Origin of the sequence: Acidisoma sp. L85, from assembly GCF_009765865.1 — a bacterium.
Classification (GTDB): Bacteria; Pseudomonadota; Alphaproteobacteria; order Acetobacterales; family Acetobacteraceae; genus Acidisoma.
The window spans coordinates 204071-217952 of sequence record NZ_LMUQ01000084.1; the positions used below are offsets into that span (position 1 = coordinate 204071).

At 64.0% G+C, this 13882-nt stretch carries 13 protein-coding genes; 9 read left to right on the forward strand and 4 right to left on the reverse strand.

Annotated features, from left to right (window positions below):
* Nucleotides 1-32 precede the first annotated feature (32 nt).
* Genes GSQ83_RS28775 through GSQ83_RS28790 form a run of 4 tightly spaced genes read left to right on the forward strand, consistent with a single transcriptional unit; the run spans nucleotide 33 to nucleotide 2920 of the window.
* Entirely contained in the window at nucleotides 33-746 is a 714-nt protein-coding gene (locus GSQ83_RS28775; protein ID WP_254065987.1) for an ABC transporter ATP-binding protein, read from the forward strand.
* On the forward strand, nucleotides 743-1507 hold the full coding sequence (locus GSQ83_RS28780; RefSeq protein WP_158806468.1) for an ABC transporter permease: 765 nt from the start codon (nucleotides 743-745) through the stop codon (nucleotides 1505-1507). The genes GSQ83_RS28775 and GSQ83_RS28780 overlap by 4 nt, the downstream gene beginning before the upstream one ends.
* Nucleotides 1508-1535: 28 nt before the next feature.
* Complete coding sequence (locus tag GSQ83_RS28785; protein WP_158806469.1) at nucleotides 1536-2390, forward strand: MOSC domain-containing protein; 855 nt, start codon at nucleotides 1536-1538, stop codon at nucleotides 2388-2390.
* Nucleotides 2387-2920 carry an ankyrin repeat domain-containing protein gene (locus GSQ83_RS28790; protein ID WP_254065970.1) on the forward strand — a complete coding sequence of 178 codons (534 nt, stop codon included), beginning with the start codon at nucleotides 2387-2389 and terminating at the stop codon, nucleotides 2918-2920. Before GSQ83_RS28785 ends, GSQ83_RS28790 begins: the two co-directional genes overlap by 4 nt.
* Before the next feature lie 6 nt (nucleotides 2921-2926).
* Here GSQ83_RS28790 and folE read toward each other — a convergent pair whose 3' ends face one another.
* The 3 genes from folE to GSQ83_RS28805 form a co-directional block, all read right to left on the reverse strand.
* Nucleotides 2927-3553 (reverse strand): GTP cyclohydrolase I FolE, encoded by a 627-nt coding sequence (folE, locus tag GSQ83_RS28795; RefSeq protein ID WP_158806471.1) that lies wholly within the window; start codon nucleotides 3551-3553, stop codon nucleotides 2927-2929.
* 67 nt (nucleotides 3554-3620) lie between these two features.
* The gene (locus GSQ83_RS28800) at nucleotides 3621-5090 is read right to left on the reverse strand and encodes a glycosyltransferase family 39 protein (protein WP_158806479.1); all 1470 of its coding nucleotides are present in this window, start codon (nucleotides 5088-5090) and stop codon (nucleotides 3621-3623) included.
* 37 nt (nucleotides 5091-5127) lie between these two features.
* Nucleotides 5128-5346, reverse strand: a complete 219-nt coding sequence (locus GSQ83_RS28805; RefSeq protein WP_158806481.1) for an NYN domain-containing protein — start codon at nucleotides 5344-5346, stop codon at nucleotides 5128-5130.
* A gap of 933 nt (nucleotides 5347-6279) precedes the next feature.
* Between GSQ83_RS28805 and GSQ83_RS28810 the strand changes: the two genes are divergently transcribed.
* Nucleotides 6280-7728, forward strand: coding sequence for a L,D-transpeptidase family protein (locus GSQ83_RS28810; protein ID WP_158806483.1), 1449 nt, complete (start codon nucleotides 6280-6282; stop codon nucleotides 7726-7728).
* A 253-nt stretch (nucleotides 7729-7981) separates the two neighbouring features.
* On the opposite strand, the gene GSQ83_RS28815 is transcribed toward GSQ83_RS28810, so the two are convergent.
* Nucleotides 7982-9778 carry an IlvD/Edd family dehydratase gene (locus GSQ83_RS28815; protein WP_158806485.1) on the reverse strand — a complete coding sequence of 599 codons (1797 nt, stop codon included), beginning with the start codon at nucleotides 9776-9778 and terminating at the stop codon, nucleotides 7982-7984.
* Between the two features lie 163 nt (nucleotides 9779-9941).
* Here GSQ83_RS28815 and GSQ83_RS28820 point away from each other — a divergent pair, with 163 nt between their 5' ends.
* The 4 genes from GSQ83_RS28820 (at nucleotide 9942) to GSQ83_RS28835 (ending at nucleotide 13879) form a co-directional block, all read left to right on the forward strand.
* Nucleotides 9942-10682 (forward strand): SDR family oxidoreductase, encoded by a 741-nt coding sequence (locus GSQ83_RS28820; RefSeq protein WP_158806650.1) that lies wholly within the window; start codon nucleotides 9942-9944, stop codon nucleotides 10680-10682.
* A 20-nt stretch (nucleotides 10683-10702) separates the two neighbouring features.
* The gene (locus tag GSQ83_RS28825; RefSeq protein ID WP_158806487.1) at nucleotides 10703-11479 is read left to right on the forward strand and encodes an SDR family oxidoreductase; all 777 of its coding nucleotides are present in this window, start codon (nucleotides 10703-10705) and stop codon (nucleotides 11477-11479) included.
* Entirely contained in the window at nucleotides 11476-12204 is a 729-nt protein-coding gene (locus GSQ83_RS28830; protein ID WP_159014706.1) for a GntR family transcriptional regulator, read from the forward strand. The genes GSQ83_RS28825 and GSQ83_RS28830 overlap by 4 nt, the downstream gene beginning before the upstream one ends.
* Nucleotides 12205-12334: 130 nt before the next feature.
* Nucleotides 12335-13879, forward strand: a complete 1545-nt coding sequence (locus GSQ83_RS28835; protein WP_158806490.1) for a UxaA family hydrolase — start codon at nucleotides 12335-12337, stop codon at nucleotides 13877-13879.
* The last annotated feature ends 3 nt before the right edge of the window (nucleotides 13880-13882 follow it).

Consider the following 13882-nt stretch of genomic DNA (forward strand, 5'->3'; position numbering starts at 1 on the left):
CCCGGGGGAATCTTGTGACAGTCCCCGGCTTGATGCTGCAGCGTCTGACACTCTGGTACGGCGCCCAGCCATTATTCGAGGATTTGTCCCTGGTGGTGCCCGGGGGACAATTCGTCGCCTTGCTGGGTCCCAGCGGCGTGGGCAAGACCAGCCTCCTGAAGATTGCCGCAGGTCTTCTGATGCCGAAATCCGGCAGCGTTCAAGCGAGCGACGGGCGGCCGCTCGCGGGCCGGATCGCCTATATGGGCCAGCAGGACCTGCTGTTTCCCTGGCTCGACGTGATCGGCAATGTGATGCTGGGCAGCCGGCTACGGCGGCAACGCCCGGACCCGGCGCGGGCGATGGATTTGCTTGATCGTGTCGGGCTGGCCGGGCGCGCGGCAGCGCTGCCGGCCGAGCTATCCGGCGGCATGCGCCAGCGCGCGGCCTTGGCGCGGACGCTCTATGAGGACCGGCCGATCGTGCTGATGGACGAGCCCTTCTCCGCGCTGGATACCATCACCCGCGCCCGCGTGCAGGAATTGGCGGCCGAATTGCTGCGGGGTCGCACCGCGCTCCTCATCACCCATGACCCGCTGGAGGCCTGCCGGATAAGCCACCACCTAATCGTTTTGTCGGGGCATCCCGCGCGCCTCGGAGTGCCGATCGCGGTGCCGGGCGAGGCACCGAGGCCGCCGGATGATCCGGGGTTGTTGCGGACGCAGGGCGAACTCATGCGCCTGCTGACGGCGGGCGACGACGAATGAGACATGCGGGGGCGGCACTGCGCCCGATCGTCACGCTATTCGGGTTGCTCCTGGTCTGGTGGTGCGCGACGCGGCTTTTCGCCGTGCCATCCTTCATGCTGCCGGATCCCTGGGGCGTCGCCCAGGCCCTGGTTAGCCAACGGACGATCCTGTTCTGGAGCACGCTCACGACGCTCAGCGAGATCGTGCTCGGCCTTCTCCTGGGCACCGTGCTGGGGGCGGGCCTCGCGCTGCTCCTGGTGTTTTCGCAACGGCTTCAGCGATGGTTGATGCCGTTATTGTTGATCAGCCAGGCAATTCCGGTCTTTGCCTTGGCGCCGTTGCTCGTTCTCTGGTTCGGCTTCGGCATGAGCTCCAAGGTCGTGATGGCGGTGTTGGTGATCTTCTTCCCGATCACCGCTGCTTTCTATGACGGGTTGCGGCGCACCGATATCGGCTGGCTGGAGCTCGCTCGGACGATGGACGCCTCGCCCTGGGCGATCTTGCGGCATGTCCGGCTGATGGCGGCGCTTCCCGCTTTCGGCGCCGGCTTGCGGGTCGCCGCGGCGGTGGCGCCGATCGGCGCGATCATCGGCGAATGGGTCGGAGCTTCCGCGGGCCTTGGGTATGTGATGATGAACGCCAATGCGCGGATCCAGACCAACGTCATGTTCGCCGCCCTGTTCGTGTTATCGGTTGTCGCAATCATCCTGTGGGTGATCGTGGACCGGCTGCTCAAGCGTCTGCTCTATTGGGCACCCGACACCGCCGCGCCGCGCTGATCTCAGGCGGAGAATAAGGAGAAGGAGCTTGTCCGAAACCGAGCACCACGTCGCATCCGCGCATATCTACCCGGTCAAGGCCCTTCGCGGCCTGGAGAGGGCGGAGGTGGAAGTCGCCCGCTGGGGCTTTGTGCATGACCGCCGCTGGATGGTGGTACGGCCCGATGGCGCCTTGCTGACCCAACGCGAATACCCGGTGATGGCGACGATTGTGGCTGAGATTTACGGCGAGCGACTGGCCCTGACGCGGAAGGGCGTGCGCTCGATCCATCTCGCGCCACCGGAGGCCGATGCCGAGCGGCGGGTCGTTCGGGTCTGGAAGGACCACGTCCCGGCCCTCGATGCCGGACCGTTGGCAGCGTCCTGGCTGAGCGATGCGCTGGGGGCTGAATGCGGTCTGGTCTATCTCGACGATGTGAATGCCCGTCCCGCCGACCAGGCTTTCGCTCGGCCGGAGGATAGGACCGCCTTTACCGATGGGTTCCCGGTTCTTCTCACCAATACGGGCTCTCTAGCCGCGCTCAACAGCCTCTTGCGGACACCCGTCCCGATGAACCGGTTCCGTCCCGGCATCGTCGTCGATGGCCCGGCGGCCTGGGCCGAGGATGAGTGGCGACGGATCCGGATTGGTGACGTGGTCTTCCGCGTGGCGTCGCCTTGCGCGCGATGCGTGGTGGTGACCATCGACCAGATGACGGGCGAGCGCCCGCACAAGACCGAGCCGCTGCGCACCCTCGGCCGCATCCGCCGTACCCAGGGCGGCGCGATGTTCGGGCAGAACCTCATCCCCGAAAACGCCGGGACCATCACGCAAGGCGATCGGGTTGAGGTTCTTGAGATGGGCGAGAGCAATGTGCGCCTGCTCGTAGGGGCGACGCCTTGACGGATAGCGGCGCTGGGCCGACGGGCAGCAGTCTTACCCAGGAGCAAATCGAGCTGCTCTACTACGGCGCCATGCGCGAGGGGCGGGTTGAGCTGTTGGCCGAGTTCCTGCGGCAGGGGGTAGATCCCAACCGGCTGGATGCGCGTGGTTTTCCGCCGGTGATTATCGCCTCCTACAACGGGCAGGCGGAGGCCGTGGCGCTGTTGCTGCAGGCCGGGGCGGGCGTGGATGCACGGGATGCGAAAGGCAGCACAGCCCTTGGCGGGGTCGCCTTCAAGGACGAGCAGAGGATCGCGCGGCAGTTGATCGCTGCCGGTGCCGAGGTGGACGCGCCCAATGATATGGGGCGGACCCCCCTCATGTTCGCGGTCATGTTCGGGCGGCAAGCCATGGTTGAGCTTCTGCTCGAGGCGGGCGCTGATCCGCAGCGCCGCGATGTCGAGGGATATTCCGCGATCGATCTCGCCGCGGGCCAGGCTGATCCGGCGATCTTCGATCGGCTCAGCCGCGCCCCAGCGTCTTCGCGGTGACGTTCCTTACGCGTTGCTGGAGTTCAGGCCGGGCCGCTGCACCATGGCGAGGAATTCCGCCCTCGTCGCCGGATTGGTGCGAAACGCGCCCAGCATGCGGCTCGTGATCAGGCTCGTGCCAGGCTTGTGCACGCCGCGAGTCGTCATGCATTGATGCGTCGCCTCAATCACCACCGCGACGCCGAGCGGCTGCAATACCTCGGCAATCGTATTGGCGATCTGCGCCGTCATCTTCTCCTGTATTTGCAGGCGTCTGGCATAGGCATCGACCACTCGCGCGAGCTTGCTGATGCCCACCACGCGGTGATGCGGCAGGTAAGCGACATGGGCACGTCCGATGATCGGTGCCATGTGGTGCTCGCAGCAACTCTCGAAACGAATGTCGCGGAGCAAGACGATTTCATCGTAGCCGTCGGTTTCCTCGAAGGTTCGCTGCAATAGCGCTATCGGGTCGATAGCGTAACCTTTGAAGTATTCTTCATAGGCTCGGGTGACGCGCGCCGGAGTGTCCAGCAACCCTTCCCGGACTGGATCTTCGCCCGCCCAACGCAGTAATGTCCGCACCGCTTCCTCGGCTTCTTCCCGCGAGGGGCGCGTCAGGTGCTCGCCCTGCTTCGTCTGGTGCGTGTCCAAGGCTCAACTCCGACTATCCATCGCAGGATATGACTCATCTCTGCGAGAGTTTGCAACGTATGGGCGATTAATGGTGGCTGACTGCCGACCACCCGTGGAAATTCTCGCCGAGCACAACCGATACCTGCATCAGCGGATAGCCCGCGAAAGTCACCTCAACGGGTGGCAGAACGGAGAGCCGCGTGAAGTAAGGCCGAAGTCTAGCGACGATTTCCTCGGGCGCAACACGCGGAACGAGGACCAATATAGGATGTCCCTCGAAGGCCGCCGCAGGGGTCGTGATGCCGTTTTCGCGGGTGTCGTCTGCAAGAACGATCACGGGTACCTTGCCGCCGAGGGCGTAGTCGACCTTCCCCGCGTCATTCCAACGAGTGACGCCGATAGCCAGACCTGGTCGGGAGAGCAGACCGCGCGATGCCAGGGCCGGGCGCAGGCCTGTCCAGTCGACGCCACCCTCGATGTCGCGCGCCTTGGCCAATACCTGCGGGCCGAGCAGGGCAGCCACCCAATTGAAGCGCATCTCAGTGCCCGCCAAAAACACGCCGAGCAGGATGAACGCGGCAGTGCCGGTGACAACGCGGCGGAGACGCGGCGCGCCGAGGGCAATCCTGCGGCTGACCTCCGCGCCGAGCAACGGAAATAGCATCAGCGTGCCTGGTGCCGACCAGTGGTACAGGATGTGGCCGGATGACCAGATCGAGACCACCGCGAAAAGCAGGATCGGCACCGCCGCCATCAGCGCGAGGAACCATCCTTTCGGTTCCGTGGGGCCTCGGCGCAGGGCTCTCAGCCAGAGGAGAATGAGCGGCAGCCAGATCCAGGGGAGGACAAAAAGCGCCTCACCACCCCAGACGGCCAAAGGCGCAAAGGGCTGGAAGCGCAGGCCATCCGCGCGATTGCCCTGGAAGGCGATCGAAGCCCAGCCGTGGCGCGCATTCCAGATGACGACCGGCGTGAAAAGCAGGACTGCGAGCGCGCCGGCGACCCAGGGCTGGGGCCGGGCCAGCCAGCGGCGGGCAGTCGGCGTGGTGGCGAGGAAGGCCGGCAAGCCGATCAGCACGAGCGCGCCGTTGTATTTGGACAGCATGACGAGGCCGGCGCAGGCGCCAGTGGCGAGCCACCATGGCCAGGATGGCGAAGGTTTATCGTCGAGCCGGATGGCTTTGACGGCGCAGATGGCAAAGCCGAGGAGCGCGCAGTCGAGCGGCCCGTCCGGCAGCACCCAGCCGCCTGCGGTGACCGTATAGACGGGCGAGAGGTTGAGGAGGAGGGCGGCCCAAAACCCGGCGCGCTGATCGTCGAAGAGAAGAGTCGTCAGCCGCGCCATCAGGAAGGTGGAGACGGCGAAGAGGAGGATGAAGGGCAGCCGGACGACGAGGGGGGCCTGGCTGCCGGTCAGCGCCATCGCGGCGTGGGTGAGCCACCACGAGATCGGCGGGTGATCGTAATAGGACAGCGCCAGATGCCGGCTGGCCGCGACCATATAGGTTTCGTCGATGCCAAGCCCGAGCGCCCAGCCCATGGCGAGACGGACCAAGGTGGCAGCAAGGATGAGGAGGAGGAGCGAGCGGCCCTCAGTTCTGTAACGGCCAGAGAATTTTGCGTTTGTAATCGGTCTGCTCAAGAAGCTCGGGTGCCGGTCGATTGTCGGGAAAGACGATTAGCACGATCTGAATGCCGGACTTGCGGCGATGCTTCATGGCTGGGATACAATCAGTATCGCCGGTGACAAGAATGATTCGGGCACAGAGCCTTTTATCCGAGTCGGCTGCAATATCTAGTCCGATACGCATATCGACGCCTATTGCCCGAAGTCAGGCGCGGACCGTCGTCAGTTAAGATTGTCGACGAGATAGGAATTTTCTTTAGGTTAAGTCCGAGGAATTTAAACACGCCTTGACGGATTGCGAAGAGCTCCCGTCTCGCAAGATCTCGAAGCCAGTCATCGGAGCCGCTGAATCGCTTGATTCCGCCTGACGCAGGCACCTGGCCGTTCCGGTGTGAGGTGCGCAGTCGGAATAGAGAATCCGAATGAGCGCTTCCTGCGTCGGCTTGATGCGACCATGAGCAACGGACTCTACATAACTTAGACTTTATAGATTCCGCACGGCGGGCCAGGACTCTAAGAGCCTGTCTCTGGATAATGTCGGGTTGACTCTCGCAGTGCACCAAGGGCGGCTGTTGGTGGCAAGCGGCATGTCGGCTCTTAAGTATAGCCAATCTCGAAGCCGTCATTCGCCAGGACGTCAGCGACTTTTGCTGAAACCAAATTTGGGCATCAAAAAAGGCCCAAGGATACCGGCAGCCGAGACGGTGAGGCTCGTCTCGCTTAGACCCCCGATGCGATCGCCCCCAAGGTGAAAGTCTTCACCTTGGGGAGCAGACGAATATCAGAGAGAATCGTGCTTCAGTTCGATGGCCTGATCAGCCTCTGGCAGGCGGGACGGGCGTTGGTGCAGGTGCCGGAGGAGCCGCTTCAACCGGGGCTGGAGCAGGTTCGGGCGGCGGGGGCGGCGGCTTCGAGGCACAGGCCGCGAGGGCAATTATCGGGATCGCGGCGGCGACCGCTGCGGCATGACGCCACAGCCTAAACTTATCCACTGCTTTCTCGGAAAGGGCCGACATCGTCTTACTCCTTCATTGAACGGCGTAGACAAGACAGATTTTAAAGAGAATTCTTCCTAAAGAGTCAAATGTGTCGTTGCATAGGTAGGGGTAAGCTCGAATTGGTTGTCCAAGAATTATTGCCTTCGGTTCGAGCCAAGGCTTCGCAAAGCCTTGCGGTCGGAAGCACTATTCTAGCGCTCGCCGTTGTCTGCATGCTTTCCGGTTGCGGCACTAGCGTGACGCCTGGTTCTGGCGGTCTCGCTTCCGGCTCTGATACCGCGTCAGAGCTAGGGGCGCGCTCCGACACCGAGCTTGGCAACAAGCTCAACGGCCAGCATCAGTTAATTGTCGCTAACACTAGTTTGAATGTGGGATTGCTCCAACAGTTCTATGCTCGCCACAATTTCCAACCTGTCTGGGAGAATCACCAGGCTCAGGCCAATGCACTCATCGACGCCATTATGGGTGCTGGCGATCAGGGTCTGAACCCCGACTGGTTCCATGCAAAGCTACTGCGACAAAATTCGAATCTGTCGTCGATCGATCGAGACTTACTGCTCTCGGACGCTTTTCTCTCTTACGCCGACGCACTGGCCCGCGGAGTAGTGCCTCCTGAACGCCGTGGCGACGATGAGGTTCTGAAACCAGAGCCAATCGATGTAGCAGCCGCGGTCGATAACACTCTTACTCGCCCTGACCCTGCAGCGGCAATTGATGCATTGGCGCCGACCACGCCAACCTATACCGCATTGCTTCAAGCATTGAAGACGGAGCAATTCCGGAATGGTGTCCATGGGAGCCGCCTGCACACGATTGTGGTGAACCTGGAGCGCCAACGCTGGTTGCCCCGATCGCTTCCTGCGGATCGCGTGTGGGTCAATGTAGCCGATGAGCAACTGGTTTTTTATAGCGCTGACAATCCAGTTTTCTCGACGCGCGTGGTTGTCGGAGAAGACATAAAAATCAATCAGAGTCCCGAGTTCAGCACCAAGATTGATGCTGCTTACTATAACCCTCCATGGGTGATCCCAAGTGACATCGCTGCGAAGGAGATCTTGCCTAAGGCCAAGCTCGATCCAAACTATCTCGTGGCGAACAATATGGTCGCACTCCCAGGTGGCGAAGTGGAGCAACTTCCCGGCCCTGACGCGGGCCTTGGGTTCCTCATGTTCGACATGCCAAATCACTTTGACGTTTATCTGCACGATACCCCAGATCGCGACATCTTCAGCCGGGCCAACCGCCGCCTGAGCCACGGATGTATCCGGGTGCAAAACCCCCGGGAATTGGCCGCCCTATTAATGAACCAACCGACGAGCGAGATTGATGCCGGTATAGAGAAAGGCGGCACAACTCGAAACGATCTGCCCGTGCCGGTTCCTGTCTTCGTGGTCTACGAAACCGCTTTCGTCGATACTCACGGTGTGCTGCAATTTCGGCCAGACTTTTATCAGAGAGACGCCGCGATCTGGAACCAAATGCAGATGAGCCCTTCGGGTCAAGCAACGGGAACGCGGCCGACGCTGACTGGCGCGCTGCGCGACGGCAGCTCTGCTCACCTGACTTGAGGCAGATGATCGATGTCCGCTTTAGGGACGTCGGGTGCTAGCCTTCAAACATCTTGCAAGGGTCGAACGCGGTCATTCGGACATCATTCAGAGACAGACTCTAAGATGGCCGCCGTCGATCATCACGACTGTACCCAGCGGATAAAAACCCCGGGCGTTTCAGCGCCCAGGCTGAGATGTCGCAGCCCGCCTAAGGCGTAGCGGGTAAGCCCAACCTTGACGATTCCCACACGAAATCGTCTAGGCGAATGGGTCAGTGATTGTTCCGCGATTCTCCGCGCGTCTCGATGATGTTGAGATAGCGTGTGGCGGGTTCCAGGCAGGAGCCAGTGCCCATCTGGCCGACCATGCTGCGAAAGATCTCCTCCCACGGCGTCTTGTTCTCGAGCTTGGGCGGGACCCAGGCGGCACGCCGCGCCGCCAGCTCGGCGTCGGGGATCAGCACATCCACGCGGCGGGCGTTGAGGTCGATGCGGATCGGGTCGCCATCCTTCAGCAGCGCGAGCCCGCCGCCGATTGCCGCCTCGGGTGAGATGTTGAGGATCGAGGGGCTGCCGGAAGTGCCGGATTGCCGCCCGTCGCCCATTGTCGGCAAGGCGTTGACGCCGCGCTTCAGCATCACCGCCGGGGGCTGCATATTCACCACCTCGGCGCTGCCCGGATAGCCGACCGGGCCGACGTTGCGGATGATGAGAACCGAATCCTCGGTGACGCCGAGATCGGCCTGTTCGATCCGCGCGTGGTAATCCTCAGGCCCCTCGAAGATGACGGCCTTGCCGAGGAACACGTTGGGGTGCTCGGGGTCGCTCAGGAAACGTTCGCGGAACTCGATGTCGATGACGCTGGTCTTCATCACCGCCGTCTCGAACAAATTGCCGGAAAGCACGACATAGCCGGCCTCCTCGCGCAGCGGCTCGGCATAGGAGCGGATGACCTCGCGGTCGCCATCCGGCACGCCGATGAGGTTCTCGGCGATGGTCTTGCCGGTGACGGTCATGGCGGTGCCGTCGATTTTCCCGGCGGCCAGCAGCTCCTTCATCACGGCGGGCACGCCGCCCGCGCGGTGGAAGGATTCGCCGAGGTAGCGGCCGGCGGGCTGCATATCGACCAGCAGCGGAATTTCCGGCCCCAGGCGCTGCCAGTCATCCAGGCTGTGATCGACGCCCATGTGGCGGGCGATGGCGACCATGCTGATCGGGCAGTTGGAGGAAGCACCCAGCGCGGCGGCGGCCACCACCGCATTGCCGAAGGCGGCCTTGGTCATGATGTCGGAGGGGCGCAAATTCTCATGCACCATGGCGACGATCCGCCGCCCGGTTTCGTAAGCGATCTGGCCCCGCTCCCGATACGGCGCCGGGATGGCGGCGCAGCCGGGAAGCGACATGCCGAGAGCCTCGGCCAGGCCGTTCATCGAGCTGGCGGTGCCCATGGTGTTGCAGTGGCCGGCGGAGGGGGCGGAGGCCGCCACCATCTGCATGAATTCCTCGTATTCGATCTCGCCCTCGGCCAGCAGCTTGCGGGCATGCCAGACGACGGTGCCGGAGCCGGCGAGCTTGCCCTTGAACCAGCCGTCCAGCATCGGCCCGCCCGAGAGCACGATGGCGGGGATGTTCACGGTGGCGGCGCCCATCAGGCAGGCGGGCGTGGTCTTGTCGCAGCCGGTGGTGAGCACCACGCCGTCCAGCGGGTAGCCGTGCAGGATCTCGACGAGCGAGAGATAGGCGAGGTTGCGGTCCAGCGCGGCGGTGGGGCGCTTGCCGGTTTCCTGAATCGGGTGGCAGGGAAATTCGAGCGGCACGCCGCCCATCTCGCGGATACCGTCCCGCACGCGGCTCGCCAGTTCCAAGTGGTGGCGATTGCAAGGCGAGAGGTCCGAGCCGGTCTGAGCGATGCCGATTATGGGGCGGCCGGTTTGCAGTTCGGCGCGGGTGAGGCCGAAGTTCATGTAGCGTTCGAGGTAGAGGGCCGTCATCGCGGGGTCGGAGGGCGTGTCGAACCAGCGGCGGCTGCGAAGGCGCTTCGGCCCGTCTTGATTGTCGTTATGTGCCATGTTTTCCCCCTGCGCGACGCGCGTCGCAGGCTGCGCGAGGGGTGCCCAGGTGTCAACCGAACCGCCTGTGCTAGAAGACCCGCGTTATGCCGGGATGAGGCTGAAGCCCTTCACGGAAATCGGCGCCCGGTTCGGGGGCGTTTGGCGAGAGAGGAAACGGATGATGAGGCTGCAGGGTAAACGGGCCCTCGTGACGGCGGCTGGCCAGGGCATCGGCCGCGCGACGGCGGAGGCTTTCGCGCGCGAAGGCGCCGAGGTGATCGCGACCGACATCAATGCGGAGGCGCTCCGCACGCTGAGGGGCTGCACGACTCGCGTGCTCGACGTGCTGTCACCCGAGGCGATCGCCGAGGCGGCGGCCGAGGTCGGGCGCCTCGATATCCTGTTCAACTGCGCGGGCTATGTGCATGCGGGGTCCATCCTCGACTGCGACGACCGGGCGTGGAAATTCTCCTTCGACCTCAACGTGACGGCGATGTTCCACCTGATCCAGGCTTTCCTGCCGGGCATGCTGGAGGGCGGCCGGGGCTCGATCATCAACATGGCGTCCGCCGCTTCCTCGGTAAAAGGCGTGGCAAACCGCGCCGCGTACGGCGCGAGCAAGGCGGCGGTGATCGGTCTGACCAAATCGGTGGCGGTGGATTACGTGGCGCGCGGCATTCGCTGCAATGCGATCTGCCCCGGCACCATCCAGTCGCCCTCGCTGGATGAGCGCATCGCGACGCAGGCGGCGGCGGCGGGGGTAACGCTGGAGGCGACGCGCGCCGCCTTCGTGGGGCGGCAACCGATGGGGCGGCTTGGCAAGGTAGAGGAGATCGCCGCGCTGGCGGTTTATCTGGGGTCGGACGAGTCCGGCTTCACCACGGGCACCACGCAGATGATCGACGGCGGCTGGTCGGCCTGATTTAGGAAGAACCGCGGAAAATGGATCTCGGTCTGAACGGCAAGGTTGTGATTGTCACCGGAGGGGCGTCCGGGATCGGCGCCGCAATCTCGATTTTGTTGGCGGAGGAGGGCGCCATTCCGGCGATCCTCGCGCGTGACACACCGCCGCCCGCGTTCATGCTGGCGCTTCAGGGGTCGCAGCCTGCGGCCAGTTTCCAGGCGGTCGAACTGACGGATGAGGCGGCCTGTGGCGCGGTGGTGGCGGCACTGATAGCGCGCCATGGGCGGATCGACGGGCTGGTCAATAATGCCGGCGTCAACGACCGTGTCGGGCTGGAGGCGGGGGCGGCGGCCTTCGAGGCTTCGCTCCGCCGCAACCTCGTGCATTGCTATAGCATGGGGCATCACTGCCTGTCGCATCTGCGGGCAAGCCGTGGCGCCATCGTCAATATCGCGTCCAAGACGGCGGTGACGGGGCAAGGCGGGACGAGCGGCTACGCCGCCGCCAAGGCCGGTTTGCTCGGGCTGACGCGTGAATGGGCGACTGACCTGGCCGCCGACGGCATCCGGGTGAATGCCGTGTTGCCGGCCGAGGTCATGACGCCGCTCTATGAGAACTGGATCGCGACCTTCCCCGATCCGGCGGAGAAACTGGCGGCGATCACCGCGAAGATCCCGCTCGGCGCCCGCATGACGACGCCGGAGGAAATCGCCGCGACGGTGGTGTTCCTGCTGTCTGCCCGCGCATCGCACTTCACCGGGCAGTGGCTGAGCCCGGATGGCGGTTACACCCATCTCGATCGGGCGATCAGTTGAGCGGGCGGGCGGAGGCGAAGGCGGTGGAACCGGCGACTGATGAAACCGCGCGAACGGCACGGGCCGGGGACAAGCGACTGCCGGCGATCGTCAGCGCGATGCAGCACGATATCGTTTTCGGCCGCCTCAAGCCGCGCGAGAGGCTGGTCGAGGAAGAGCTTAGCGAGCGTTTCGCCGTTGGCCGCCATGTCATACGGGCGGCGCTGGAGGAGCTTGACCGCGCCGGCCTCGTTCAGCGAAGGCAGAACCGCGGTGCGGTCGTCAGCGACTACTCGGCGGAAGAGGTCGATGAGCTTTACGACATCCGCACGATCCTCCAGCAGCAGGCGGCGCGACGGATCCTGCTGCCGGCATCACCGGACCTCATCCGCCAGCTCCGCGAGGTGAACGATGTCTATGTTCGCTGCGGGACGGCGGGCGACCTCGATGCCGCCTCGGTTGCGAACGACACCTTTCACCGGATCATCTTCGGCGCCTGCCGGAACCGGCAGCTGGCGGAGCTTATCCAGCAGTATTGGACGAAGACGGCGGCAATCCATTGCTACGCCATCGCGAACCCGGCGCTCGCCGAGCAGTCGCGGCGGGAGCATTTCCAGATCATCGCGGCGATGGAGAGCGGGGACCGCGCGGCTTTCGAGTCGCTTTGCGTGCTCCACATGCAGCCGGCGTTGCAAGCCTTCAAGGCGGCTCATGGCGGCTGGATTTCTCGCGCGGGGGCGGGCTGATGCCGGGCGTTCGTCGGTGGAGGAATGCTTCTCTGCGGAGACCGTAACGTTGCCCGGCCGGGCAAATGTCTGATATCCTGATGCAGTGCGACGGGTCGGCCACTCGCCGCGTTCCGGAAAGGTCGGCGCCATGCTCAATATCCTCTCAACCACGATGCACCTCAACCCCATTGACAACGTTGCGATCGCGCGCGCGGAAATCGAGGCGGGGACGAACCTGCCGGATCGTGGCGTCACCACCACGCGGCGCATTCCACGCGGGCACAAGGTGGCGATCGCGGCCATTCCCAAGGGCGAGCCGATCCGCCGTTACGGGCAGGTGATCGGCTTCGCCAGCATGGATATCGCGCCGGGCGACCATGTGCATGTGCAGAACTGCGAGTTCCACGATTTCGCCCGCGACCATTCGCCGGGGGCCGATGCGCGTCCCACCGACTATATCGCGGAGCCCGCGACCTTCGATGCTTACGTGCGGCCCGATGGGCGGATCGCGACGCGCAATTACATCGGCATCCTGACCAGCGTGAACTGCTCCGCCGGCACCGCCCGCTACATCGCGGAAGCCTTCCGTGCCAATCCGATCACCGGGGATCGTGGCCTGCTCACCGACTACCCGAATGTCGATGGCGTGGTGGCGCTGACGCATAAGACCGGCTGCGGCATGGCGCTGACGGGCGATGGTATGGATACGCTGCGCCGCGTCATCATGGGCTATGCGGCGCATCCGAACTTCGCCGCCGTCCTCGTCATCGGCCTGGGCTGCGAGGTCAATCAGGTTGGGCCGCTGCTACAGTCCCAGAGCCTGCCTGAGGGCATGGCGATGTCATCCCTCGTGATCCAGGAATCCGGCGGCGCGCGGGCTAGCATCATGGCGGGGATCGAGCGCATCAAGGCGTTGCTGCCGGTCGCCAATGCGGTGAAGCGCCAGCCGGTTTCGGCTTCGAATCTCAAGGTCGCGCTGCAATGCGGCGGTTCCGACAGCTTCTCGGGCCTCACCGCCAATCCGGCGCTCGGTTACGCGTCGGACCTTGTGGTGCGGCATGGCGGCACGGTGATCCTGACGGAGACGACGGAGATCTACGGCGCCGAGCACTTGCTGACGCGGCGCGCGGTGAGCCCTGAAGTGGCGGGCAAGCTGTTGTCGCGGATCGAATGGTGGATCGAATACACGCGAAAGAATGGCGGCGAGATCGACAATAACCCGTCGCCCGGCAACAAGGCCGGCGGGCTCACCAATATCGTCGAGAAGTCGCTCGGCGCGGTGGTGAAGGCGGGCACGACGAACCTTGTCGATGTCGTGGGCTATGCCGATCCGGTGACGGCCAAGGGGCTGGTGGTGATGGACGGGCCGGGTTTCGATCCGGTTTCCGCTACAGGTCAGGTCGCGGGCGGCGCCAATGTTTTGTGTTTCACCACCGGGCGCGGGTCCGTCTTCGGCTGCAAGCCGACGCCTTCGATGAAGCTCGCCACCAATACGCCGATGTACGACCGGATGCCGGACGACATGGACGTCAATTGCGGCGGGATCGCGGAAGGCGTGGAGACGGTGGAGGAGTGCGGGCAACGCATCTTCGAAATGATCCTGCGTATCGCTTCGGGCGAGAGAACCAAGAGCGAGCAGCTCGGGTTCGGGGATGACGAATTCGCGCCGTGGCAGTTAGGCGCGACAGTCTGAGGT